Annotated in this window: 21 protein-coding genes; 6 read left to right on the top strand and 15 right to left on the bottom strand. The window is 65.5% G+C overall.

Annotated elements, in window-relative coordinates; genetic code table 11:
* The first annotated feature begins 28 nt into the window (after positions 1 to 28).
* From IPU70_RS16080 to IPU70_RS16070, 3 genes are read left to right on the top strand one after another with little or no spacing between them, the layout of a single operon-like run.
* Complete coding sequence (locus tag IPU70_RS16080) at positions 29 to 985, top strand: tripartite tricarboxylate transporter substrate binding protein (RefSeq protein WP_013391988.1); 957 nt, start codon at positions 29 to 31, stop codon at positions 983 to 985.
* 30 nt (positions 986 to 1015) lie between these two features.
* The gene (locus IPU70_RS16075; protein ID WP_207468633.1) at positions 1016 to 2254 is read left to right on the top strand and encodes an acyl-CoA dehydrogenase family protein; all 1239 of its coding nucleotides are present in this window, start codon (positions 1016 to 1018) and stop codon (positions 2252 to 2254) included.
* A complete protein-coding gene (locus IPU70_RS16070) occupies positions 2251 to 3390 on the top strand; it encodes a CaiB/BaiF CoA-transferase family protein (RefSeq protein WP_207468632.1) in 1140 nt (379 codons plus the stop codon). The genes IPU70_RS16075 and IPU70_RS16070 overlap by 4 nt, the downstream gene beginning before the upstream one ends.
* A gap of 25 nt (positions 3391 to 3415) precedes the next feature.
* Here IPU70_RS16070 and IPU70_RS16065 read toward each other — a convergent pair whose 3' ends face one another.
* From IPU70_RS16065 to IPU70_RS16015, 11 genes are all read right to left on the bottom strand, one after another.
* Positions 3416 to 4051, bottom strand: coding sequence for a helix-turn-helix domain-containing protein (locus tag IPU70_RS16065; protein ID WP_207468631.1), 636 nt, complete (start codon positions 4049 to 4051; stop codon positions 3416 to 3418).
* 84 nt (positions 4052 to 4135) lie between these two features.
* Positions 4136 to 5590 (bottom strand): amidohydrolase family protein, encoded by a 1455-nt coding sequence (locus tag IPU70_RS16060; protein ID WP_207468630.1) that lies wholly within the window; start codon positions 5588 to 5590, stop codon positions 4136 to 4138.
* Positions 5591 to 5602: 12 nt separating this feature from the next.
* Complete coding sequence (locus IPU70_RS16055) at positions 5603 to 6616, bottom strand: ABC transporter ATP-binding protein (RefSeq protein WP_256439239.1); 1014 nt, start codon at positions 6614 to 6616, stop codon at positions 5603 to 5605.
* Between the two features lie 8 nt (positions 6617 to 6624).
* Positions 6625 to 7632, bottom strand: coding sequence for an ABC transporter ATP-binding protein (locus IPU70_RS16050; RefSeq protein WP_207468629.1), 1008 nt, complete (start codon positions 7630 to 7632; stop codon positions 6625 to 6627).
* Between the two features lie 8 nt (positions 7633 to 7640).
* On the bottom strand, positions 7641 to 8516 hold the full coding sequence (locus tag IPU70_RS16045) for an ABC transporter permease (RefSeq protein ID WP_013391995.1): 876 nt from the start codon (positions 8514 to 8516) through the stop codon (positions 7641 to 7643).
* Between the two features lie 14 nt (positions 8517 to 8530).
* On the bottom strand, positions 8531 to 9466 hold the full coding sequence (locus IPU70_RS16040) for an ABC transporter permease (RefSeq protein WP_013391996.1): 936 nt from the start codon (positions 9464 to 9466) through the stop codon (positions 8531 to 8533).
* 51 nt (positions 9467 to 9517) lie between these two features.
* Positions 9518 to 11089: an ABC transporter substrate-binding protein gene (locus IPU70_RS16035; RefSeq protein ID WP_207468627.1), complete on the bottom strand. Its 1572-nt coding sequence runs from the start codon at positions 11087 to 11089 to the stop codon at positions 9518 to 9520.
* A gap of 53 nt (positions 11090 to 11142) precedes the next feature.
* Complete coding sequence (locus tag IPU70_RS16030) at positions 11143 to 12588, bottom strand: M81 family metallopeptidase (protein WP_207468626.1); 1446 nt, start codon at positions 12586 to 12588, stop codon at positions 11143 to 11145.
* A 124-nt stretch (positions 12589 to 12712) separates the two neighbouring features.
* Positions 12713 to 13129 (bottom strand): RidA family protein, encoded by a 417-nt coding sequence (locus IPU70_RS16025; RefSeq protein ID WP_207468625.1) that lies wholly within the window; start codon positions 13127 to 13129, stop codon positions 12713 to 12715.
* 28 nt (positions 13130 to 13157) lie between these two features.
* Positions 13158 to 14294: an FAD-binding oxidoreductase gene (locus IPU70_RS16020; protein ID WP_207468624.1), complete on the bottom strand. Its 1137-nt coding sequence runs from the start codon at positions 14292 to 14294 to the stop codon at positions 13158 to 13160.
* Positions 14295 to 14398: 104 nt separating this feature from the next.
* On the bottom strand, positions 14399 to 14770 hold the full coding sequence (locus tag IPU70_RS16015; RefSeq protein WP_207468623.1) for a tRNA-binding protein: 372 nt from the start codon (positions 14768 to 14770) through the stop codon (positions 14399 to 14401).
* Positions 14771 to 14950: 180 nt separating this feature from the next.
* Between IPU70_RS16015 and IPU70_RS16010 the strand changes: the two genes are divergently transcribed.
* The gene (locus IPU70_RS16010; protein WP_207468622.1) at positions 14951 to 15550 is read left to right on the top strand and encodes a nitroreductase family protein; all 600 of its coding nucleotides are present in this window, start codon (positions 14951 to 14953) and stop codon (positions 15548 to 15550) included.
* A 119-nt stretch (positions 15551 to 15669) separates the two neighbouring features.
* Here the strand turns inward: IPU70_RS16010 and IPU70_RS16005 are convergent, their stop codons facing one another.
* The 4 genes from IPU70_RS16005 to IPU70_RS15990 form a co-directional block, all read right to left on the bottom strand.
* On the bottom strand, positions 15670 to 17022 hold the full coding sequence (locus tag IPU70_RS16005; RefSeq protein WP_207468621.1) for a CsgG/HfaB family protein: 1353 nt from the start codon (positions 17020 to 17022) through the stop codon (positions 15670 to 15672).
* Between the two features lie 61 nt (positions 17023 to 17083).
* A complete protein-coding gene (lpoB, locus tag IPU70_RS16000; RefSeq protein ID WP_013392004.1) occupies positions 17084 to 17698 on the bottom strand; it encodes a penicillin-binding protein activator LpoB in 615 nt (204 codons plus the stop codon).
* Between the two features lie 18 nt (positions 17699 to 17716).
* Positions 17717 to 19060 (bottom strand): COG3014 family protein, encoded by a 1344-nt coding sequence (locus IPU70_RS15995; RefSeq protein WP_207468620.1) that lies wholly within the window; start codon positions 19058 to 19060, stop codon positions 17717 to 17719.
* Between the two features lie 330 nt (positions 19061 to 19390).
* The gene (locus IPU70_RS15990; RefSeq protein WP_207468619.1) at positions 19391 to 20158 is read right to left on the bottom strand and encodes a substrate-binding domain-containing protein; all 768 of its coding nucleotides are present in this window, start codon (positions 20156 to 20158) and stop codon (positions 19391 to 19393) included.
* 298 nt (positions 20159 to 20456) lie between these two features.
* On the opposite strand from IPU70_RS15990, the gene IPU70_RS15985 reads away from it, so the two are divergent.
* Entirely contained in the window at positions 20457 to 21281 is an 825-nt protein-coding gene (locus tag IPU70_RS15985; protein WP_207468617.1) for a lysozyme inhibitor LprI family protein, read from the top strand.
* Between the two features lie 427 nt (positions 21282 to 21708).
* The gene (locus tag IPU70_RS15980) at positions 21709 to 22431 is read left to right on the top strand and encodes an META and DUF4377 domain-containing protein (RefSeq protein ID WP_207468615.1); all 723 of its coding nucleotides are present in this window, start codon (positions 21709 to 21711) and stop codon (positions 22429 to 22431) included.
* Positions 22432 to 22478 lie beyond the last annotated feature (47 nt).

Raw genomic sequence — 22478 nt, 5'->3', positions numbered from 1 at the left:
CAACAGAGCACACAAAGGAGTTGGAGACATGAAACGATTGACCACCTTGCTCGCAGGCGCCGTGCTGGCGCTGGGCGCTCAGATCAGCCATGCATTTCCGGACAAGCCGATCCGGCTGATCGTCCCGTATCCCCCCGGCACGGGCACCGATACGCTGGCGCGCTACACCGCGCGCCAGTTGGAGGCCAAGCTGGGCCAGCCCGTGATCGCCGAGAACCGCCCAGGGGCGAGCGGCATTATCGCGACCCAGGCCGTCGTGTCGGCGGCGCCCGATGGCTACACGCTGCTGCTGGCGGCCAATGCGCCCGTGGCGACCAACGTCGCGGCGTTCGCCAAGCTGCCCTATGACCCCTTGGTCGACCTGGCGCCGGTGGCGGTGCTGGCGCAGGCGCCCATGGGCTTTTATGTCTACCAGGACTCGCCTTACAAGACGGTCGCGGACCTGGTGGCGGCCGCCAGGAAGGACCCGAAGAAGCTGAACTACGGGGCGGGCAGCGCCACCTACCAGATTGCCAGCGAATGGTTCCTGTCGCTGGCGCAGGCCAGCGCCAACGGCATTTCCTACAAGGGCGCGGGGCCGGCCTTGAATGATCTGGCGGGCAAGCAAGTTGACTTCGTGATCGCTGAGTACAGCGGCGCGCAGGCCCTGGTGCAGGCGGGCAAGCTGCGCTTGCTGGCGGTGACGACCGATAAGCGATTGGCCAGCGCGCCGGACGTGCCCACCTTGCAGGAACTGGGCTACAAGGACTTCTTCAAGGTCGCGTGGTGGGCCATGTTCGCGCCGGCCAAGACGCCCGCGCCGGTCGTGAAGACCCTGCAGGACGCGCTGCTGGAGATCTACGCCGATCCCAAGACGCAAGCCTTCCTGGCGCAGAGCAATTTCATCTCCTTCATTGGCGACGCAGCCGCGCTGGCCAAGTTCCAGAGGAAAGAGATCGAGCTTGAGATTGCCACGGCCCAGAGCGCCAACATCCCCAAGCAATAGCGCCCAGCCCACACGACAGGACGCTTCTCCATGAACATGCAAGCTACGCTCGCGTGGCCGTTCTTCGAGCCCCGGCATCGGGACCTGCTGCGGCAGGCCGACGCCTGGCTGGAGGCAAGGCCCGCCTGGACCGCGCCGCAAAGCCGGGCGGAGATGGACGAACAATGCCGGCGCCTGGTGGCCGGCATGGGCCAGGCGGGCCTGCTGGCTCACGCCGTGCCGGACCCGCTAGCCCCCGGCGCCCGCATTGACACGTGCGCCGTCTGCCTGCTGCGCGACCGGTTGGCGCAACATGGCGCGTTGTTCGACTTCGCATTCGCCATGCAGGGCCTGGGTTCGGCCGCCATTGCGTTGGACGGCACCACCGCCCAGCGGCAGCGGTATCTGGCTCCCGCCCGGGCAGGACGCCATATTGCGGCGTTCGCGCTGTCGGAGGCGCAGGCGGGCTCCGACGTGAGCGCCTTGTTGTGCTCGGCCAGGCAGGATGGCGACGCCTATGTCCTGGACGGCGAGAAAACCTGGATCTCCAACGGCGGCATCGCCGACCATTACGTTGTCTTTGCGCGCGATCCGCGCAGCGCCGGCGCCAAGGGGATATCGGCTTTCATCGTGGACGCGGATACGCCGGGACTGGAGATCGCGGAGCGCATCGACGTCCTATCCCCGCATCCGCTGGCCACCCTGAAGTTCACCGCCTGCCGTGTCGCGGACGGGCAGTTGCTGGGCGGGCCGGGGCAGGGCTTCAAGCTCGCGATGCGCACGCTGGATATCTTCCGGACCTCGGTGGGCGCGGCGGCGCTGGGTTTCTCGCGCCGGGCGCTGCAAGAGGCCACGCAACATGCGCTGCAGCGCGAGATGTTCGGCAAGACGCTGGCCGATTTCCAGCTGACCCAGGCCAGGCTGAGCCAGATGGCAACCCAGACCGAGGCTTCGGCGCTGCTGGTCTATCGCGCCGCCTGGGCGCGCGATGCGGGGCAAGGCTCGTCGCGCGATGCGGCCATGGCAAAGCTGGCTGCCACCGAGCATGCGCAGCAGGTGGTGGACGCTGCCCTGCAGATGCATGGCGGGCAGGGCGTGCGGACCGGGCACATCATGGAGCAGCTGTACCGCGACGTGCGGGCGCTGCGCATCTACGAGGGCGCGACCGAGGTCCAGCATCTGATCATTGGACGCGATCTGTTGCGCGAGGCGCGCGAGCAGTCCGCGCCGGCAGCCCTTCCATCTACTCAAGGCCCGAACAGGGCAACCCCTAACCAGGAACGAGCATGACAGGCCCTTTGTCCGGTATGCGCGTCATAGACGCCAGTAACTTCGTGTTTGGACCGATGGCGACCCAGTTGCTTGCCGACATGGGCGCCGATGTGATCAAGGTCGAGCCGCCGCAGGGCGACCCGATGCGCATGGTCGGCAAGTCGCGCAACGCCAGGATGGGATCGTTTTTCCTGAACCTGAACCGCGGCAAGCGCAGCGTGGTCCTGGACTTAAAAAATGCCGCCGACGTGGCGCGGCTGGACACATTGCTGGCCAGCGCCGACGTCTTCGTGCACAACATGCGGCCCGCGGCCGCCAAGCGCCTGGGCATAGACTACGACAGCCTGGCGCAGCGCCATCCGCGGCTGGTCTATGCCGTGGCTCTCGGTTTTCACCAGGACGGCCGCTACGCCGAGCGCCCCGCCTATGACGACGTGATCCAGGGCATGAGCGGCGTGGCCGGCCTGCATGCCAGGATGTATGGCGAGCCGGGCTTCATTCCGATGCTGTTCACCGACAAGCTGTGCGGCGTCTATCTGGCGGGCGCCATCGCGTCGGCGCTGGTGGCGCGAGCCGCCAGCGGAAAGGGGCAGCAGGTGGAGGTTCCCATGTTCGAAACCATGGCTTCTTTCAATCTGGTCGAGCATCTGGCCGACAGCATCTTCAGCGGCTCGCAGACGGCGGCCGCGCCGCGCGGCTATGAGCGGGTCTTCAGCCGCTACCACCGGCCCTTGAAGACCCGCGAGGGCCATGTCTGTCTGGTGGCCAACACGGACGCGCAGTGGCAGCGCCTGTTCGCCTTGCTGGATCGGCCTGATTTGGCCGCCGACCCGCGGTTCCTGACCATGGGGGACCGCATCCGTCACGCCGAACCCTTGTACGAGGAAGTCAGCCGCAGCCTGCTGGAACGCGACGCGGCGGAATGGCTGGCGCTGTTCCTGGAGCACGACATCCCCGCGGGACCGGCCAACAGCCTGGATGACTTGCTGCGTGACCCGCATCTGGCCGACGTGGGCTTCTTCGAGACCGTGGAGCACCCGACCGAAGGCGAACTGCTTTGCGCGGCCACGCCGCTGCGGTTTTCCGCCAGTCCCAGAGCGTCCGCGGGCGCGGCGCCTGGGCTGGGCGAGCACAGCGCCGAACTGCTGGGCTAGGGGCCGCACAGCGCTAAATCACGGATCATTCGGGCGGTTTCAGCCGCGACGGCACCTCGCCCACGTCGCTGCATACCGCCAGCACTTCCGCGGGCTTCTTGCTCATCGACAGGTACACATGGCCGATGCTGCTGTCGAAGTAGGCGGTCTCCAGCTTGCCCAGCACGACGCTGTCGCCGTTTTCGAACTGGATGCGGACCTTGCCCGACAGCACCACCGCGAATTCCTGGCCCGGGTGGCGGATGTAGTCCTCGAATTCCACCACCTTGCGCGAGTCGATGAGCGCCAGCATGGGCGTCATCTTCTTGCCGGGGTATTCGCCCATCAGCAGGCGGTAGTGGTAGTTCTCCGTGACGTAGTCGCGGGCGTCGCTGAGCTTGTTCTTGACGAAGGTGGGGGCGACGGCGGCCTGCGAGGCGTCCGGCAGCATGAACATGCGGGTCATGTCTATGCCGAGCGCGCCCGCCAGCGCGGCGAATTTCTCGTAGCTCAGGGCGATCTGCCCCAGCTCCGCTTTCGACAGCGTCGACACCGCGATGCCGCTGGCGCGGGACAGCGCCTGCAAGGTCATCTTGCGCGCCTTGCGCTCGGCCCGCAGGCGAGCGCCCATTTCTTCCTTGCCCACGATCTCGGGCGGGGATGTAGTGCCGGGTAGGGCCATGTAGCGATCTGGCAGGTAGGAGTTGGTTGGGGGCAGGGCCCGCAAGCCCCGCCGCGTATGCCGGATTGTAAGGGCTGGCGGGGCTCAGGCTGCCGTCCGGTTGAGGACGCGGCCGGCGTGCTGGCCGGTGAAGGACTGGTCTTCCCAGACGGGCGCGCCGTTGACGTAGACCGAGTGGATGCCCGCGGCGCGCTCGGTGGGGCGCTCGAAGGTGGCCGAGTCGGCCACGGTGGCGGGGTCGAAGACCACCAGGTCGGCGTAGTAGCCGGGCAACACCTGGCCGCGCTCGGCCAGGCCGAACTTGGCGGCGGTCAGGCCGGTCATTTTCCAGACCGCGGTTTCCAGCGGGAACAGGCCCAGGTCGCGCGAGTAGTGGCCCAGTACGCGGGGGAAGGTGCCCCACAGGCGCGGATGGGGGCGTTCGTCGTGGGGCAGGCCGTCGGACCCGATCATGGTGGGGCCGAACGCCAGGATGCGCTGCACGTCGGGCTCGTCCATCATGAAGTAGATGGCGCCGGCGGGTTGCAGCTCCGGCACCACGTCGTACTTGGACTTGCCGCGTTCGGCGGCGATTTCTTCCAGGTCGCGTCCACTCAGCTCGGGATAAGGCTTGCACCAGGTTATCAGCGTGCGGCCCGCCAGCAGCACGCGGTCTTGCTTGAGCATGGTGGAGCCGGCCACGTAGGGATAGGCGTCCAGCGACACGTCCTGGCTGGCCATGGCGGCCTCGATCAGGGCCAGCGTCTCTTTGGAGCGGCCGAAGTTGGGCTTGCCCATGACCTTGTGGTGCGAAATCACGACCGGCACGTCCAGTTCGCGGCCAATGCGGAAGGTTTCTTCCAGCGCCTCCACGATGTGCTCGCCTTCATCGCGCATGTGGGTGGCGTAGACGCCGCCATGCGTGGCCAGCGGGCGGCAGACCTCTATGATTTCCTCGGTGCTGGCATGGGCGGCGGGCGGGTAGAACGCGCCGGTGGAGATGCCTATCGCGCCACTGGCCAAAGCGTCGTCGGCCAGCGCCTGCATGGCCTGGATCTCTTCGGCCGTGGCTTCCCGCTTCAGGTCGGGCATGACGGCGGCGCGCAGGGTTGAATGGCCCACCATGCAGGCGGCGTTGACGGCCGCCGGCGCGGTGCGCAGGGCTTCCAGGTAGTCGGAGAAGCGCTCGAAGCGGAACGAGCCGCCCTCGTCCAGCAGATCCAGCGGCGCGGGCGGGCTGGCATGCGCCAACGGCGCCAGGCTGATGCCGCAGTTGCCGGTGACCACGGTGGTGACGCCCTGCGAGATCTTGGGCGTCATGTCACGATGCCTGAGCAGATAGTTGTCGTCGTGCGTGTGCGAGTCGATGAAGCCCGGCGACACCACCTTGCCCGCCACGTCGATGCGGCGGCGGGTGCTGCTGGCGCTCAGGTCGCCGACGGCGGCGATCCGGTCGCCGCGCACGCCGACGTCGGCAAGCCGGCCCGGCGAGTTGGTGCCGTCGATGACGGTGCCGCCGGCAAGGATGTAGTCGAACGGGGTGGCGTCGGTCTGGGACATGGGTATCTCCGGCTAGGCGTGGATGGCGAAATGGCAGGCGACCTGCTGTTCGGGGGCGATCTGGCGAGGTTGCGGCGTCTCTTCGGCGCAGCGTGGCTGCGCCATCGGGCAGCGGGTGCGGAAAGCACAGCCCGAGGGTGGCGACAAGGGGCTGGGGATCTCGCCCTTGAGAACTTCCACGGGCTTGCGTTCGCCCTGGCGGGCCGATGGCACCGCGGCCAGCAGGGCGCGGGTATAGGGGTGGGCGGGGCGTTCGAAGATGGCGTCGCGGGTGCCGGTTTCGACGATCTTGCCCAGGTACATCACGGCGACGCGGTGGCTGATGTGGCGCACCACGCTCAGGTCGTGCGAAATGAACACGTAGGTCAGCCCCAGGTCGCGTTGCAGGTCCATCAGCAGGTTGATGACCTGCGCCTGCACCGACACGTCCAGCGCCGACACCGGCTCGTCGCAGACGATCAGGCCTGGGTCCAGCGCCAATGCGCGGGCGATAACGATGCGCTGGCGCTGGCCGCCGGAGAACTCGTGGGGATAGCGGTCGGCGGCATCCAGGCGCAGGCTGACGCGGGCCAGCAGCTGCGCGACGCGCTCGCGAATCGCTGCGCGACTGTGGCCGAAGGCGCGCAGCGGCTCGCCGATGATGTCGCGCACCCGCATGCGCGGGTTCATCGATGAGAATGGATCCTGGAAGATGAACTGCATGCGCTGGCGCATGGCGCGCAGCTCGCGGCTGTTCATGGCGGCCAGGTCGCGGCCTTCCAGCAGGATGCGGCCTTCGGTGGGATCGGTCAGGCGGATCAGGCATTTGCCGGTGGTGGACTTGCCGCAGCCGGATTCGCCCACCAGGCTCAGCGTCTGGCCGCGCGGCACCGACAGGGAAACGCCGTCGACCGCGCGCAGCACCTTGGCGCCGCTGCCGCTGTCCACGGGGTAGTGCTTCTTCAAGCCGATGACTTCCAGCATGGGCGCAGCCTCGGCGGCGGGCGCGGCTACGGCGCTCGAAAGAGGAATGTCGTGCAGGTTCATGGCGGGCCTCAGGCGGTCAGGGCGGCGGGGGCGGGTTCGGCCGCGCGGGCCCAGCACCAGACGCGGTGACGGCTGCCGGCGTCGGCGGCGGGCGGCGCCTGCTCGGTGCAGCGCGGCTGCGCTTCCGGGCAGCGCGCCGCGAAGGCGCAACCACGCGACTCGGGCGTCATCACCGGCACGATGCCGGGCAACTCGGCCAGCCGCGCCGTGTGGTCCTGGCCTGCGGCAAAGTCGGGGAGGGAGCGGATCAGCGCCTGGGTGTAAGGATGCTGGGCGTGGTCCAGGATGTCGTCGACGCTGCCTTCCTCTACTTTGCGCCCGGCGTACATCACGATGACGCGCTGGCACATCTGCGCCACCACGCCCAGGTCATGGGTGATCAGCACGATGGAGGTGCCCAGCCGTTGCTGGATTTCCCGCAGCAGGTGCAGGATCTGCGCCTGGATGGTGACGTCCAGCGCGGTGGTGGGCTCGTCGGCGATCAGGACCTTGGGCTGGCAAGCCAGCGCCATGGCGATCATGGCGCGCTGGCGCATGCCGCCGGACAGCTGGTAGGGATACTCGCGCACGCGACGCGCCGGGTCGGATATCTGTACCAGTTCCAGCAGCGATTCGGCCTGCGCCATGGCCTCGCGCCGCGACAGACCCTGGTGCAGCATGAGGGATTCGCTGATCTGCTTACCCACCGTGAACACGGGGTTCAGCGAGGTCATGGGCTCCTGGAAAATCATCGAGATCTGGTTGCCGCGGATCGCGCGCATGGCTTTCTCGGGCAACGTCAGCAGGTCGTGGCCGTCGAATTCGATGTTGCCCCCCGCTACGCGTCCGGGGGCGCGCAAGAGGCGCATGATGGACAGGGACGTGACGCTCTTGCCGCAGCCAGATTCGCCGACCAGGCCCAGGGTTTCGCCGGGCATCAGGTCGAAGGAGAGCCGGTCCACGGCGACTACCGTGGTTTCGTCGCCGTCGAAACAGGTGGTGAGGTCATGCACGCGCAAGACAGGTTGGGTTTGCATGTACGCTCCTACAGTTTCTTGGCCAGGCGGGGATCGAGCATGTCGCGCAGCCCGTCGCCCACCAGGTTGACGGCCAGGACGGCCACGCCCAGGAACAGGCCTGGATACAGGATGATGTGGAAGGCCACGGCCACGAAGTTGCGGCCTTCGGCCATGATGTTGCCCCAGCTGGGAATGTGGGGCGGTATGCCTACGCCCAGGAAGCTCAATACGGCTTCGGTCAGGATGGCGGATGCCGCGATGAAGGTGGCCTGCACCATCAGCGGCGCGAACAGGTTGGGCAGGATGTGGCGCAGCAGGATTGCGGGCACGCGCGTGCCGGACGAAATGGCGGCCTCGATATAGGGCTGCTCGCGTATCGTCAGCACCAGCGCCCGCACCAGCCGCACCACCCGCGGCACTTCCGGGATGACGATGGCAATGATCACGGTGCCCAGGCCGCCCTTCAGGGTGGCCATCAGGGCGATGGCCAGCAGCACCCCGGGGATGGCCATCAGGCCGTCCATGATGCGCATGATGAAGGCGTCGATGCGGCGGAAGTAGCCCGCCGCCATGCCCAGGGCCACGCCGGCGACGGTGGAGACCACCGCCACCACGATGCCGACCACCAGCGAGACGCGGGCGCCCCAGACGGTGCGGGAATAGACGTCGCGGCCCAGCGCGTCGGTGCCGAAGAAGTGTTCCGAGGAAGGCGGCTTCATGCGCGCCAGCGGATTGATGTCCTGCGGGTCGACGGTGGCCAGCCAGGGCGCGGCCAGCGCGATCGCGGCCAGGGCCAGCAGGATGGCGCCGCCGATATACAGCATGGGATGGCGGCGCAGCGCGCGCAGGATGCGGCGGTGGCGCGGCCGCCGCGCGGGCAGGGACAGGGTATCGGTAGTCATGCGTAGTCCCCCGTTCAATAGCGGATGCGCGGATCGAAGAGCCGGTAGCTCAGGTCGACCAGCAGGTTGATCAGGACATAGATGCCCGAGGCCACCAGCAGCACGCCCTGGATGACGGGGTAGTCATGGCGCAGCACGGCGTCGATGGTCAGGCGGCCCAGGCCGGGAATCGCGAACACGGTTTCGGTGACCACCACGCCGCCGATCAGCAGGGCCACGCCCACGCCGATGGTCGTGACGATGGGATTGGCGGCATTCTTCAGCGCATGCCACACGATGGGGCCCGCCGCCAGGCCCTTGGCTCGGGCAGTGCGGATGTAGTCCTCGGACAGGGCTTCCAGCATGGTGGCGCGAGTCATGCGCGTGAGCAGCGCCATATAGACCAGGCCCAGGGACAGACAGGGCAGCACCAGGTGGCGCAGGTAGGGCACCACGCCGTCCGCCAGCGGCTTGTAGCCCTGCACCGGCAGCCAGCCCAGCTTGATCGAAAACCCATAGACCAGGCTGTAGCCGATCAGGAATACCGGCACCGAGAACGCGCAGACCGCGCCTATCATGACCAGCCGGTCCAGCCAGCGCCCGGCGTGCCAGGCCGCCAGCACGCCCAGCGGAATCGCCACGATCACCGCGAACAACATGGTGAAGATGGCGATGGACAGCGTCGGCCCCATGCGCTGGCCGATCAGCTGCGAGACCGGCATCTGGGTCGACATGGACGTACCCAGGTCGCCGGTGGCGATGTGGCTGACCCAGATGCCGAACTGCTGCAGCAGCGGCTTGTCCAGCCCCAGGTTCTGGCGGATCTTCTCCACGTCGTCGGCGGTGGCGTTGTCGCCCGCGATCACGGCCGCGGGATCGCCCGGCGACAGATGGATCAGCAGGAACACCACGACCGCGACCACGGCCATGACAGGAATGACGGCCGCGATGCGGCGCAGTATGTATTTCACGCTGGTTTCCCCCGGCTTGCGGCCGGACGCAAGCGGCGTCCGGCCCCTGCCTTACGGCTTCTCGATGTTCCACATCACCGGGATGCCGGTCTTCAGCAGCTCGGTGTGCGTGAGGCCGCGGAACGCGGATACGGGCTTGAACTCTCCCCACATGACATAGGGCACGCTCTGGTAGGCGCGCGCCTGCATCTGCGCGGCGATGTCCTTGCGCTTGGCCGGGTCCGTTTCGCGGATCCAGCTGGTGCGCAGCGCGTCGAGCTCCTTGTCGCAGGGCCAGCCAGGCAGGCTGTTGCCGCAAGCGGCGGACATCCAGGGGTTGGTCACCGGCGTGCTGGCGTCGTAATAGCCGCCCCAGGTCAGGAACACGTTCCAGCCGCCTTGCGCCGGCGGATCCTTCTTCAGGCGGCGTCCGGCCAGCGAGGCCCAGTCCATGGATTGCAGGTCGACGTTGATGCCGGCCTTCTTCATGTTCTGCGTCAGCACCATCACGGCGGGCGCGCTCAGGTGGTCCGTGGGATACAGGACCACGACCTTCTCGCCCTTGTAGCCGGCTTCCTGCAGCAGCTGCTTGGCGCGCGCCGGATCGGTCTTGGCGTAGGGCGCCGCGCCCGCGTCGCTGGCCAGGGGCGAACCGCAGACGAAGAGGCTGGGGCAATAGTCGACGCGGTATTTCTCCGGGTAGCCCATGGCCGACAGCATTTCCTTCTGGTTCACCAGGTGGTACAGCGCCTGGCGGGCAAGCGGGTTGTCGAAGGGTGGATGCAGCGAATTTAGGATGACCATGCCCTGCGTCGCGACGGACGTGTTCAGGGTGATGTCCTTATTGGTTTCCAGGACGGGCAGGAAGTCGGGCGTGGTCTGTTCGATCATGTCGACTTCGCCGTTCATCAGGGCGGCGGTGGCCGTGTTGCCGTCGGGGATGTAGACCCATTCGATCCGGTCCACCTTGACGTTCTTGCCGCCCGCCAGGCCGTCGGCCGGTTCGGCGCGTGGCACGTAGGCCGGGTTCTTCACGTACACGACCTTGTTGCCCGGCACCCATTCGTCGCGCTTGAAGAGGAAGGGACCCGAGCCGACCATTTCGGTGACCTGGGTGTTCGGGTCCGTCATGGCCAGGCGCTTGGGCATGATGAAGGGCGGCATGCCGGAAGGCTTGGACAAGGCGTCCAGCACCAGGCCGAACGGCTCCTTGAGCGTCAGGGTGAAGGTATTGTCGCCGGTGGCGGCGAGTTCGGCGCCGGCGGCCATCATGGCTTGGCCCAGCGTGTCCTTCTTGGCCCAGCGCTGGATCGACGCCACGCAGTCCTCGGCCTTGACCGGCGTGCCGTCGTTGAACTTCAGGCCGGCACGCAAGGTGAAGGTCCAGGTCTTGCCGTCTTCGGACGTGGTCCAGCTATCCACCATCTGCGGCTTGACCTGGCCGCGGCTGTCCTGCGAGAACAGGGTGTCGAACACCATGTAGCCGTGGTTGCGCGTGATGTAGGCCGTGTTGAACAGCGGGTCCAGCGTCTTGAGGTCCGCGTGCGGCACGAGGCGCAGGGTCTTGGTCTGCGCCAGCGCGCCGGTGGCGGCTCCCATGGCCAGCAGGGCGGCTGCGCCCAGCAAACTGAAACGTCTGATCATTGTTATCCCCTTGGTTATTCCTGCGCCCATGCCGGGCGGTGATGGATCGCGCCTCAGGCCGTGAACGGCCACTTCGGCAATTTGCGCTTGGTGTAGGGCAGCGCGTTGTAGTCGGTCGTGATGGCGCCCGGCGTCTCCACGTAGATGACGTGGCGGCCGACCTTCGAATACGAGGCGTAGAAGTGCTGCGACGATTTCACGATGACGAGTTTCATGGCCTGCAGGTCCACGCCGAACTGCGTGAACAGGTCGGTGCCCATGGCCTGGGTGCGGTTGGTGGTCAGCGCGAGAGTCACGCCCTGGCTGCGCACGATGGCGGTGTCGCCCAGCAGCGCGGGCGTGCCGGCCAGTCCAGTCATGACGGCATCGCGCTTGAGCGCCAGGATTTCGCAGTCCAGGTCCAGCGGCTGGCCGGACACTGGCGCGACCTTGCCGCCGATGCGCAGCTGGATGCGCGCGCCCGCGCCGGCCTCGAAACAGAGCTGCACGGCCACCGGATCCCAGAACGGGCCGGTGGCGACGTCGGCGATGCCGCGCGCCAGCACGCGTTCCAGGATGAAGGTGGCGTCGCTGGGCGCGCCGCCGCCGGCGTTGTCGGCGGAATCCGCCAGCACCACCGGAAAGTCGTTCAGCGCCAGCGCCTGGTCCAGCGCTGCGTCGGCGCCGGGATAAGGCGGCGCCAATTGCTCGCGAAAGCCGATGATCTCTTCGCCCAGCGCGCGCGCCAGGGCTTCGGCCTGGGCCTGGTCGCCGTCCGTATAGACCAGCACCTTGGAGCCCATGTCGGGCGTGTCGCCCCAGGGGAAGCCATGCGCGATGGACACCGACAGCACGCCTTCCTTGCCTTCCATGGCGAGCAGGCGGTCGACGAAGCCGCGCATGGGTTCGCGGCTGGTGTGCATGATGGAAATCATCTCGCAGTCGTATACGGCGCGCGTGGGCTTGATGCGGCCTTCGGCGCGGGCCACGCACAGGTCCACCAGGTCGTAGGCGCGTTCCAGGATATCGGTGTGCGGATACTCCTTGAAGCAGACCAGGAAGTCGGCGCTTTCCACCATGTCCGCCGTCATGTGGCAATGCGGATCCAGTTCGGCGCCGATCACGGCGTCGGGCCCCACGATCTCGCGTGCGCGGCGCAGCAGGTCGCCTTCGCAGTCGTCATAGCCGTCGGCCACCATGGCGCCGTGCAGGCCGAACAGGGCGATGTCGACCTTGCCCGCGCGACGCAAATCGTCCAGCAGTTCGTCGCGCAGGGTTTCATAGGCGTGGCGGGTGGTGATGCCCGCCGGCGTCGCGCCTGCCGTCAGGCCTTCTATCAGGGTCCAGTCCTTGCCCTGGGCGCGCTGGCGCGCCGCCCACAGCGGCCCCGAGAACATCTGCATGCGGTCCGGATGCTGGCCCGCAGGGTAGTAGCCGCGAGCCCGGTAGGCGGACAGCCCGGTCGGGATGGGAGAGAAGGTGTTCGTCTCGGTCGCCAGGGACCCGGAAAATATTTTCATGCTGCCGCTCCGCGTAAGGATGTGCTCAGGGGGCGCAGGCGTTGCCGCGAGCGCGAGGGAAAGGCCGCACCGCCCGGCATCGGCCAGGCGGTGTCAAGCAATCGAACCGGCCCGCGTTGCGGGCTCAGGCTTCGGACACGGGGCCCGGCGTGTAGCCGCCGTGCACTGCCGCCGCGCCCAGCCAGGCCTGCACTTCGATTTCGACGTCCACGCCCATGGCCAGCTTGGCCTCGACCGTCGAGCGCGAGGGGAAGTCAGAGGAAAAATGGCTGCGGTAGGCGTCGTTGAACTGCGCGAACAGTTCCAGGTCCGTCAGCCACACCGTGACGCGCACCACGTCCTTGAGCGTGGCGCCCGCCAAGGCCAGCGTTTCCTTGATGCGCTCGATGGCGGCATGGGTCTGGACGGTGATGTCGCCGCGCACGACCTGGCCGTTGGCGTCCATCGGGATCTGGCCCGACAGGAACAAAAAGCCGCCGGCCTGGGTGGCGCGGGAGAACGGCAGGGGCAGGGGGCTGGGATAACGGGCGATGGTGGTCATGATGGACTCTCGCAGGCTAGGGGAAGGTTCAGCGCAGGCGCGCGGGACGCACGGCCGCGGCGTCCACGCCGTGCGCATGCAGGTGGGCCGGCAGCGGCTGGCGCGTGAGCAGCGCGGCGGCCAGTTCGGAGGTCGCCGCGGCCGTCTGGATACCATAGCCGCCTTGCGCCGCCAGCCAGAAGAAGGCGGGCGCTTCGGCATCCCAGCCGACCACGAAATCGCCATCGCGCACAAAGGAGCGCAGGCCGGCCCAGGTGTGCTTGGGGCGGCGGATGGTGAGCGAGGTCGCGGTCTCGATGCGGTAGATGCCAGTGGCTACGTCCAGTTCTTCCGGCACCACGTCGTGTGCGGCGACCGGATCGGCGTTGGCCGGAGAACCCAGCAATTGGCCGGCATCGGGCTTGAAGTAATAGCTTTCATCGACCCCGACCACGGCCGGCCAATGGGCAAAGTCCACGTCCGGCGGACCGGAGAACGTAAAGGCGGTGCGCCGGCACGGCTGCAGGCCGACCGGCGAAGCGCCGCAGAGGGCCGCGGCGTGGTCCGCCCAGGCGCCGGCGGCGTTGACCAGCGCCCGCGCCCGCAGACTGCGGCCGTCGGCCAAGGTCAGCGTCCAGACGCCGTCCGCGTGCGCGGCCGACACGACTTCGGCTTGGTTGTGCAGCACCGCGCCCTGGCGCGTCATGCCGCGCAGAAAACCCTGGTGCAGGGCGTGCACGTCGATGTCGCGGGCGTCCGGCTCTTCGATGGCGCCGCAGATCTGATCGCCGCGCAGGCAAGGTACCCGTTCGACGGCCTGTTCGGCGTCGATCAGCGTCACATTGGGCGATTGGCTGCGGAAATCGTCGTACACCTCGCGCAGCAAGTCCTGCTGCTCGGGCGTGGCGATGTACAGCACGCCGCGCGGGCTGAGCAGCGGATGCTCGCTGAAGCCCTGCGGCGGATTCTCGTAGAAGGCGCGGCTGGCGCGGGTGAGCGCTTTGATCTGGGCCGTGCCGTAGGTCTCCATGAACATGGCCGCGGACCGGCCGGTGGAGTGGTAGCCCGGCTGGGCCTCGCGTTCCAACACGGCGACCGAGGCCGTGGCGCTCAGGCGGTAGGCCACGGAAGCGCCGGCGATGCCGGCGCCGATCACGGCGTAATCGTATAGGGGTTCTGCTGTCATTTTGTCGGAAGCGAGAATTCTCTTATTTGATAATTCTCGAATACGATAGTTTTTTGACGGCAGACAAGTAATAGGGGAAAGCCCCGATGGAGGAGTTCAGGGGGTCAGGTCAAGCGCGTGCCGTTGGGAACCTGCTTATCCGGCACCGCCAGCACGATGCCGCCGGTTTCGTCCGCGAAACCCAGCACCAGCACCTCGGATTTCATTGGCCCGATCTGGCGCGGCGGGAAATTCACCACCGCCATGACCCGCTTGCCGGCCAGTTCTTCCAACGTATAGCGCGCCGTGATCTGCGCCGAACTTTTCCGGATGCCCACGCCCGCGCCGAAATCTATCGTCAGTTTGTAGGCGGGCTTGCGCGCCTCGGGAAAGGCCTGCGCCGATTGGATCGTGCCGACGCGGATGTCGACCTTGAGGAAATCGTCAAAGCCGATGTCGGCGGCGGCTGGGCTGTCCGGGTCCTGGATGTAGTGCACGCTAAGTCCTTTAGTTGGGCCGTCTCTTGTCTGGTACCGAGCCGATTTGGTCCATAAACAGAACAGTTTGTTCTGATTGATAGGGTATTTTTTGGCTCTGGTACGTATTCGGAACAATCGTGGGTCGTTAGAATTCCTCAAGCATTTTCCCCTATCTACTCGTCGGAAGGCCATATCGCCATGAGCAACGCATATCTGGACGCCCTCAAGCAGCGTCGCACGCAGTACTCGCTGGGCCGCAACCTGTCGATCTCCAAGGAGGAACTGACCTCCCTGATCCAGGACGCAATCAAGCACAGCCCCTCGTCGTTCAACTCGCAGAGCTCGCGCGCCGTAATCCTGTTCGGCGCCGAGAGCGAAAAGCTCTGGAACATCGCCATCGAGGAAGTGCGCAAGGTCGCGCCGGCCGAGAGCTTTGCCCAGACCGAAGCCAAGCTCAAGAGCTTCGCCGCGGGCGTGGGCACCGTGCTGTTCTACGAGGACCAGGGCGTGGTGCAGGGCTTGCAGGAAAAATTCGCGCTGTACGCGGACAACTTCCCGGTCTGGTCCGAGCAGGCGGGCGGCATGGCCCAACTGTCGGTCTGGAGCACCCTGGCCAACGCCGGCGTGGGCGCCAGCCTGCAGCACTACAACCCGCTGATCGATGCTCCGGTCGCGCGTGAATGGAACGTTCCGGCCTACTGGAAGCTGCGCGCGCAGATGCCGTTCGGCTCCAACGAAAACGGCTTCGGCGAAAAGGCGTTCATGGACGACGCCGAGCGTTTCCGCGTAGCCGGCTGAGGTGTTGGTGCGCCTTCAACGGCGCCCAAATGAAAAGCCCGCATTTCCCATCAGGAAATGCGGGCTTTGTTTTTCGGCGCCCCTGCAGCCGGGTTCGTCCGCAGGGGCGATGGGGGACGTCAGAGAATGACGCCTCCCGCCGAATCTATCTTCTGATCGGACTTCGGCGGCGCGGCTCGTTTGGGCGGTGTTTTCTTGGCCGGCTGGGCGGGCGGGGCGGCCATGCGGGCAATCGAGCCCTTGGCAATGGATTCCAATTGGCCGTTTACCACGGCGCCATAGGCCACTTTCGCCTTGATTTCGCCGATCTTGATCGAGGCCACCTTTTCTTCGGTTGCGCCGAGTTTCTCGCCGGTGTCGGGATCGACCAGTTCCTCGCCAGTGGCGTAGATGTCGTAGACCTGACCTTCGTTCACGCTGCCCATGCCGCGGTTGATGATCACGCGGCCGTTCTGCACTGCCACGACTTTGGCCGGGTTCACGATCTCAATGATGTCGCCGACCATCTTGCCTTGGAACTGTTCCATAGCCGCGCTGATCTTGTTGCCGCCCGAGGCAAACGAGGCCGAGTCCGACCACTTCACGGCGCGGGTCGCAGCCTCGACCAGGGTGTAGCGTACTGAGGCGCGGGTGGCTTGCGAGACTTCGCGGGTCGATTCGCCGGTGAGCTCGACGTTGTTTTCCTGGACCCGGGTCGAAACGCTGGCTTGCGTCAGGTCGATGATCAACAGGAAATCCGCCCCTGCCGCCTGGCCCAGACGGGCGCGCTGCTGGTCGGATACGTTGTCGCTGGCCAGGAAGTCGTTTTCCTTTTCGAAGGCGGCGTCATTGCTGCGGTCCAGAACGGTGAAGCGTCCGCTCTTGACCAGCTTGTCGGTAACCGATTGGCGCATGTCCGCCGACAGGGCGCTGCGGCGCAACTTGCCGGTCGTGACGATGGCGATGCTGTCGCGTTCCAGCTTGGGAGACTTTGCCTGGTACTCGAACTTTTCGATCGTTACCGACAATTCGACCATGCAGCCTTTGCTGCCACCGCACTCCTGCTTGGTCACCGAGTAACCTTTCACCTTGCCCTGCGCGCGCACATCATTCGTGCTGCCGACGCCTGCCTCGACCGTCGTCTTGCTGGACGCCTGGGCCTGCGCCGAGGCGCTGGCATTCAGGGTTTGCTCGTTGTTGGTGACCGTATCCTTGATCAAGCCGCTGTCCGTGTTCTGCTCGGTGCGCTTGGCGTCGAGTTCAGCCGAGGCCTGGCCTTCGGCATCCCGTTTGACCTGTACGTAAGCCTTCGGGCTGGCCGAGCGCGTGGCAACGGCTGCGCCATTGACTTGCTTGATGGCATTGCCCAGGGCCGATTCGACGGCCTGCTCGAAGGTGTCACCGTACCCGACCGCGGGCACCGTGACATCTTCGGCGCTTGCCGCGTGGGCGACGCAGAACATTGCCGCGCCCAACATCCATTTCTTCATCATGAATCTGCTCTCGAAAAAAAGACCGCCTGCTGCAGGCAGGCGGCCTATTCGTCCATGACCCTTACCAGGTCACCGTGCGGTTGTCGCCGCGCTTGATGATCGCTTCTTCGCCTTCCCAGTACGCCAGACCGTTGTCCAGGTTGGTGAGCGTCAGCTGGAAGTAGTAATCGACTTGCTGTGTGCGGCTATCGACGCGGTTGTTGCGCTGCAGGATCTTGCCGGACAGTGAAAAGTCCGGGGCGACCACGCGGCCGTCCTTCTTCACCGTGGCCTGATTGACCATCTTCGAGCCCTTCAACGCGCGCGATTTTGCGGTCATTGCGTCTTCGGGACCGTTCAGGCCGACTGCCGTCGTGATGACGAAGCGGCCAGAGTTGAGCAGGCTCACGCGAATCTTCTTGGTCAACTGGTCGGTGTCGATGCGTTGCGCCGTGTCGTTGGTGAGATTGGACATCGCGATCACGAAACGTCCGCCCTGGGCAGCCTTCGGGTGCACCATCAATGGCGAGTTCAGCATGTCGTTGACCATCTTGTTGGCCGCCGATTCGAAGTCCTTGTAGTCCAGCCCCATCACCGCGACGTTATCGGTCTTCTGGTTGACGTATTGCGTCGTGGGTGCGCAGCCGGCCAGCGTCGCCGCCAGCAAGGCGGCCGTAAGAGAAAGCTTTACGCTCATGGTGTTCCTAGTAGATCGTTATTTGGAGGCCAGAATGTCGACGCGAGGCGGAATAGCGGCATTCAGGGCTCGCACATACACGACTACCGGTCTTTTTTCCTGGGGTAGATCGACCACGATGTCTTCATGGCCGGGGACGCCCAGCGTCAGCTGGTTCGACTGGGGATAAGGCACGTTCATCAGCTGGAAGTTGTGCGGCAGCGTCGACCACGAACGCAGGTCGGCTTGCGTCGAAGCAGCCTGCGCTATCCCGGCCAAGGCCCCCAGTAGCGGGCTGGAGTCGTTCAGCTGCTTCTGCAGCACGGTCTTGGCCGTGGCGCGCGCGATTTCCTTGATCAGGATGGCGTTGAAACGGGTCTTGAATTCGCCGCGGATGATGGTGTCCATGTCCGCCAGGACTTGCGTTTGTTGACGTCCAGCGCTCAGGTAAGGGTAGGCGGGCGTGCCTTCGCGCATGACCGGAAGGGCAATGCCGGTGTACTTGATGTTGCCGCTCACCAGGAACAGGGGCAGGTCGATCCGCAATTGCTCCTTGTGCGCAGCCGTGCCGTTCTCGAAGACGATCCAGACCGCAGGCTTGAGCTTGCCGCTCTTGGACTGGGCTGCCGCCGCGTCGATCTTGACCTGCGTATTCTTGGTCAGCGCATACGCGCGCTCCAGGCTGGTGCGTGCCTTATCTGCATCAGCCTGCCCGTCGCCGTTGATCAGAAAGTACAGGCCATGCAGGTAGAGCGCGGCTGGGTTGACGTAACCGGCGTAAGGCGTCCATTGGGACAAGTCGACGCCGGCCTGGAGCAGGGTTTCGTCCGTGCTGGACAGGCTGCGGTTGACCAGGTCGGAGTTTTCGCCCTCTTTCAGCTCATCGCGCTGCTTGCTGATTTCGGCCTCGAAATGTTCAGCTGCGCGACGCTGGCGGTCATCGCTGCGGTTCCATTCGACACGCGCGTTGGCATGGTCGCCTAGCTGCCAGAAATTCAAAGCCTTGTAGGTATTGAGCATGACCGTGTCGTACACGGCTGGAGCGTAGGGCAGTACGTTGTCATTGGCCACGAGCGACAGGGCATGATTGCCGACACTGGCCGCCACATTGCGCGTGTCGTCGTCCTTCATCAGCTCTTCGGCGCCGTCCAGCATTTGCGTGGACCGCTCGGGCAGGCCGCTTTGCCGCAAGAGGGTTCCGGCTTCCAGGGCCCAAGGCAGATCCGTCGGAGCGGCGCCTTCGGGACCTGCCGCCAGCACCGCGTTACTGGTGGCCGCAGGCAGATTGCCGCCAGCCAGATCTCGTGAAAAGTCCTTTCGCGCTTGAGGGTTGGCGCAACCCGCCAACACCACGGCCAAGCCCGCAACAGCAGCCCACTTCATTGCTTCTCCACAAATGTGATTAAATATTATTAGTTGTGAAATTGTTATTCATTTATTCACATTTAATCACAATTAAAACATATTAGCAATTTTGTGACTATTTTTGTTTTATTTTGTCTTATTTTCGGGCGTCATTATCACTAGTCGTCGTAGTTCCGACGCCGACGGCGGATTGGCCGGTAGTGCGATCGATGAAGGCGCGCAGGGAGAGTCCGCTCCCAGGCGATCAAGGCGATGCGGGAGCGGATTATCTAGAGATTCGGAAGGCCGCGGTTTCCGAGAGACCGAAGGACGCGGTGCCTTATGTATTTGCCGTCAGGCAGTCCGGCCTCAATCCGTTTTCCAGCCCCACTTCTTGAAGATCGCCCGGCCTTCGGGCGCGGTCAGGAAGTCGACAAAGGCTTGCGCCTGCGCATTGCCCTTGCCTTTTTTGGTGACGACGGCGCCCGCGTCGCGATAGATGCGGTACGGCTCTTCCACCTCGACCACACTGGCCAGCTCCGGGTTCGACACTTGCCAGATGTTCCAGATCAGCCAGGCGTCTATGGTCTGGTCTTCGGTCCATTGGCCGCGGGCCTGGGCGCTGTTGCCGGCTTCCGGCAGCACCAGGTTGGCGCGGAAGGCGCGCACGGTTTCGATGTCGCCGAGCCGGCCCGCCACGTCTTCCCACAGGCCGGTCTGGCCTGCGCCGGACACCGCCATGACCTTGATGCCCGGTTTGAGCAGATCCTTGAAGCCTTTGATGGCCTTGGGATTGCCCGGGCGCACCAGGATGGCCGAGGGCCGCAGGTACAGCGTGCGGGCCTCGCGCAATTCGAACACGCCCGGCAGCGCCGTTGCGAAGCCGCTCATCATGTTCTCGGCGCCGCTGTAGATCACGTCGGCGTCCTGTTTGGCCTTGTCGGCCCAGGCGGGCGTCGGGCCCGCAGTGACGGCGACGTCGATGCCATGGAGCTTGCCGAACGCCGCGGCGGCTTCCTTCATGGCGGGCGCGGGACCGCCGGGGCCGTACACGTTCAGACTGGGAGCGGCCCAGGCGCCGCCGGCCGCTGTACACGCCAGCGCAATGCCGCAGGCAAACGATCTGATCGACTTCATATCAAGATTTCCATTTCTGCGCCGACCGGCGCCGGGCGTCCGGCGCGGTCGGCTGATTGATCGGTGGCGCGCCGCGTCGCCTCCGATACGGCTTGCCACCGAGTAGACGAGTTGGGGAAGGGGAATATTCCGACGAGCCCTGTAATTCGCCGCTGCGTTGCAGAGCGTTGAACTCTGTTTCCAGTCTGTTAAAAAGTCCCGTGCAAAATTGCAGCCTTGCCGCCACCTCGCGATGACAGACCACAGGGTCTGCAAGCATCGGGACGCTGTGCGGCGCATTCTCAAAGAGAAACGTCACATGAAATCTGGAATTTCCGCGGGTCGCTTGTTGTGCGTGGCCAGCCTCTGCGCGCTTGCCGCGCCTGCCTACGCGATCGATTGCGGCAAGGCCGGCAACGCCGTGGAAAAGCTGATCTGCTCGGACCGCAAGACCGTGTCGGCGGATGCAGACCTGAACCGCGCCTACGCGGCGCTACTGAAGCAGGCGCCCGATGGCGACATCCGCGCCATGCTGGCGCACAACCAGAAGCGCTGGATCGCGGCGCGCGACGCGGCGCTCGCGAACCTGATCGAGGATCCGGGCTCGGTTCCCGAGGGCAAGACGGCCGCCGCGGTCGCCCGCGAGCTGATCCGCGACCGCACGGCCGAACTCAAGGCCACGCGCAAGGGTGCTGCGCTGCCGGACCTGATCAGCCGCGCCGTCAGCCAACAGCAGTTCCAGGCGCAATTCACCGGCGGCGCTTACGCCGGCTACTCGACTTCATGCGACTTCTTGCCGGGCGAGCATGCCTACTACGGCTGCTTCGCCACGCGGCATTACCAGAACAAGGACCGCATCTGCTCCGTAGACGAGTACTGGGCCTCAGGCAGCGTCTATACCAAGCGCTATGTCGCCAACGTGGTGGATGGCAAGCCCCGGATGGCCGCGTCGTGCTCCTTCAACAACTCGGACGAGGCATGCTCCGATACCGCGGGCGAGACAAAATGGAACATGAAGCCGCAAGCGCGGGACTTTTCCTACCCCGCCAAGCCGCTGCCGAAGATCGATGGAGAGATCGTGGGCGACGACGACTATGAATGGGCCCGGGCCTGCCTGACCGGCGCGGGCTACCCTGCCCAGTGACGCCAGTGAACCGATCGCGCTAGCGCGGTCGGCCTTGTGTTGCGGTGATTCGAGCGGATTGCGTGCAGTTCGAGGTGTATTGGCAATACTTGCAGTATTTTGAGGGTTATGTATTGAGTTGTAAGCCCGCGGAGGCCCCAACGCTACCCGCTGGCACGGAAGAACGACAGATGCTTCTAGGGAAAACCCGTAGATTGAGCGGCTCCGTGGGTGTTTTTCGGGCCGGATCTGCAGCAAGATTTTGAAACCGACTGGATGGCTGTACGCCTGAAACGTCCATCCCCCGAACGTAGAATCCCGCTTTTCATCAGTGCCATCCGGCTGACAGGAACGAACCATGAAGAAAACCATCCTCCTTGCGTCCGTATGCGCCGCGCTGCTGCAAGCTTGCGCTCCGACCTCCTCTCCCCGTGAAGGATCGTCCTCCATGTCCACTACCGCTACTACGCCCGCCAGCCCCGACGTGAATCTGCCCGCCTACTACTGGCGCCTGGCTTCCGCCACCGACGCGGCTGGCAAGCCCATTGCCGCGCTGCAGGCCGGCGTCGAACACCAGTTGCGCCTGTCGTTCTCGCAGGACGCCCTGAACATCCGCGGCGGCTGCAATGCGCAGTTCGGCGGCTACACCTACAAGAACGGCGTGCTGCAGGTGGCCAACCTGGCGTCGACCATGAAGGCCTGCGAGCAAAGCCTGATGCGCCTGGACGCCGAAATCGGCCAGCGCTTGAAGGGCGAGCTGCGCGCCACGCTCAGCGGACACGCCTCCGAACCCGGACTGGAGCTGGTCGCGCAGGACGGCAGCGTCCTGAAGTTCGTCGGTGAACCCACGCCCGAGACCCTGTACGGCAGCGCCGGCGAAACCATGTTCCTGGAAGTCGCCGCGAAGAAGACCGAGTGCAGCCATCCGCTGATTCCCAATTATCAGTGCCTGATGGTGCGCGAGCGCCGCTACAACGAGGCCGGCGTGCAGCAGCCGACCAAGGACAAGTGGCATCCGCTGTATCAGTCCATCGAAGGCTTCCAGCACCAGGAGGGCGTGCGCACCGTGCTGCGCGTGAAGCGCTACGACTGGAAGAACCCGCCGGCGGACGCGCCCAAGCAGGTGTACGTGCTGGACATGGTGGTGGAGCAGGACGCGTCGAAGAAGTAAGACGCCAGCTCCCCTCCTGAATCTCCCGATTGCGCCCGGCCCCTGGA

It is taken from the genome of Achromobacter sp. SD115 (assembly GCF_017355315.1).
GTDB classification, from domain to species: domain Bacteria; phylum Pseudomonadota; class Gammaproteobacteria; order Burkholderiales; family Burkholderiaceae_B; genus Achromobacter; species Achromobacter xylosoxidans_B.
Note: the sequence above shows the minus strand (reverse complement) of the source record. Positions and strands in the feature narration are given on the sequence as shown.

What these genes read in the sequence shown, in the direction of transcription:
- IPU70_RS16025 (WP_207468625.1), bottom strand. Translation starts at nt 13,129, where the DNA reads ATGACCACCATCGCCCGTTATCCCAGCCCCCTGCCCCTGCCGTTCTCC.
- IPU70_RS16055 (WP_256439239.1), bottom strand. Translation starts at nt 6,616, where the DNA reads ATGAACCTGCACGACATTCCTCTTTCGAGCGCCGTAGCCGCGCCCGCC.
- IPU70_RS15980 (WP_207468615.1), top strand. Translation starts at nt 21,709, where the DNA reads ATGTCCACTACCGCTACTACGCCCGCCAGCCCCGACGTGAATCTGCCC.
- IPU70_RS16020 (WP_207468624.1), bottom strand. Translation starts at nt 14,294, where the DNA reads ATGACAGCAGAACCCCTATACGATTACGCCGTGATCGGCGCCGGCATC.
- IPU70_RS16065 (WP_207468631.1), bottom strand. Translation starts at nt 4,051, where the DNA reads ATGGCCCTACCCGGCACTACATCCCCGCCCGAGATCGTGGGCAAGGAA.
- IPU70_RS16050 (WP_207468629.1), bottom strand. Translation starts at nt 7,632, where the DNA reads ATGCAAACCCAACCTGTCTTGCGCGTGCATGACCTCACCACCTGTTTC.
- IPU70_RS16060 (WP_207468630.1), bottom strand. Translation starts at nt 5,590, where the DNA reads ATGTCCCAGACCGACGCCACCCCGTTCGACTACATCCTTGCCGGCGGC.
- IPU70_RS16080 (WP_013391988.1), top strand. Translation starts at nt 29, where the DNA reads ATGAAACGATTGACCACCTTGCTCGCAGGCGCCGTGCTGGCGCTGGGC.
- IPU70_RS15985 (WP_207468617.1), top strand. Translation starts at nt 20,457, where the DNA reads ATGAAATCTGGAATTTCCGCGGGTCGCTTGTTGTGCGTGGCCAGCCTC.
- IPU70_RS15990 (WP_207468619.1), bottom strand. Translation starts at nt 20,158, where the DNA reads ATGAAGTCGATCAGATCGTTTGCCTGCGGCATTGCGCTGGCGTGTACA.
- IPU70_RS16075 (WP_207468633.1), top strand. Translation starts at nt 1,016, where the DNA reads ATGAACATGCAAGCTACGCTCGCGTGGCCGTTCTTCGAGCCCCGGCAT.
- IPU70_RS16045 (WP_013391995.1), bottom strand. Translation starts at nt 8,516, where the DNA reads ATGACTACCGATACCCTGTCCCTGCCCGCGCGGCGGCCGCGCCACCGC.
- IPU70_RS16010 (WP_207468622.1), top strand. Translation starts at nt 14,951, where the DNA reads ATGAGCAACGCATATCTGGACGCCCTCAAGCAGCGTCGCACGCAGTAC.
- IPU70_RS16070 (WP_207468632.1), top strand. Translation starts at nt 2,251, where the DNA reads ATGACAGGCCCTTTGTCCGGTATGCGCGTCATAGACGCCAGTAACTTC.
- IPU70_RS16030 (WP_207468626.1), bottom strand. Translation starts at nt 12,588, where the DNA reads ATGAAAATATTTTCCGGGTCCCTGGCGACCGAGACGAACACCTTCTCT.
- IPU70_RS16005 (WP_207468621.1), bottom strand. Translation starts at nt 17,022, where the DNA reads ATGATGAAGAAATGGATGTTGGGCGCGGCAATGTTCTGCGTCGCCCAC.
- lpoB (WP_013392004.1), bottom strand. Translation starts at nt 17,698, where the DNA reads ATGAGCGTAAAGCTTTCTCTTACGGCCGCCTTGCTGGCGGCGACGCTG.
- IPU70_RS15995 (WP_207468620.1), bottom strand. Translation starts at nt 19,060, where the DNA reads ATGAAGTGGGCTGCTGTTGCGGGCTTGGCCGTGGTGTTGGCGGGTTGC.
- IPU70_RS16035 (WP_207468627.1), bottom strand. Translation starts at nt 11,089, where the DNA reads ATGATCAGACGTTTCAGTTTGCTGGGCGCAGCCGCCCTGCTGGCCATG.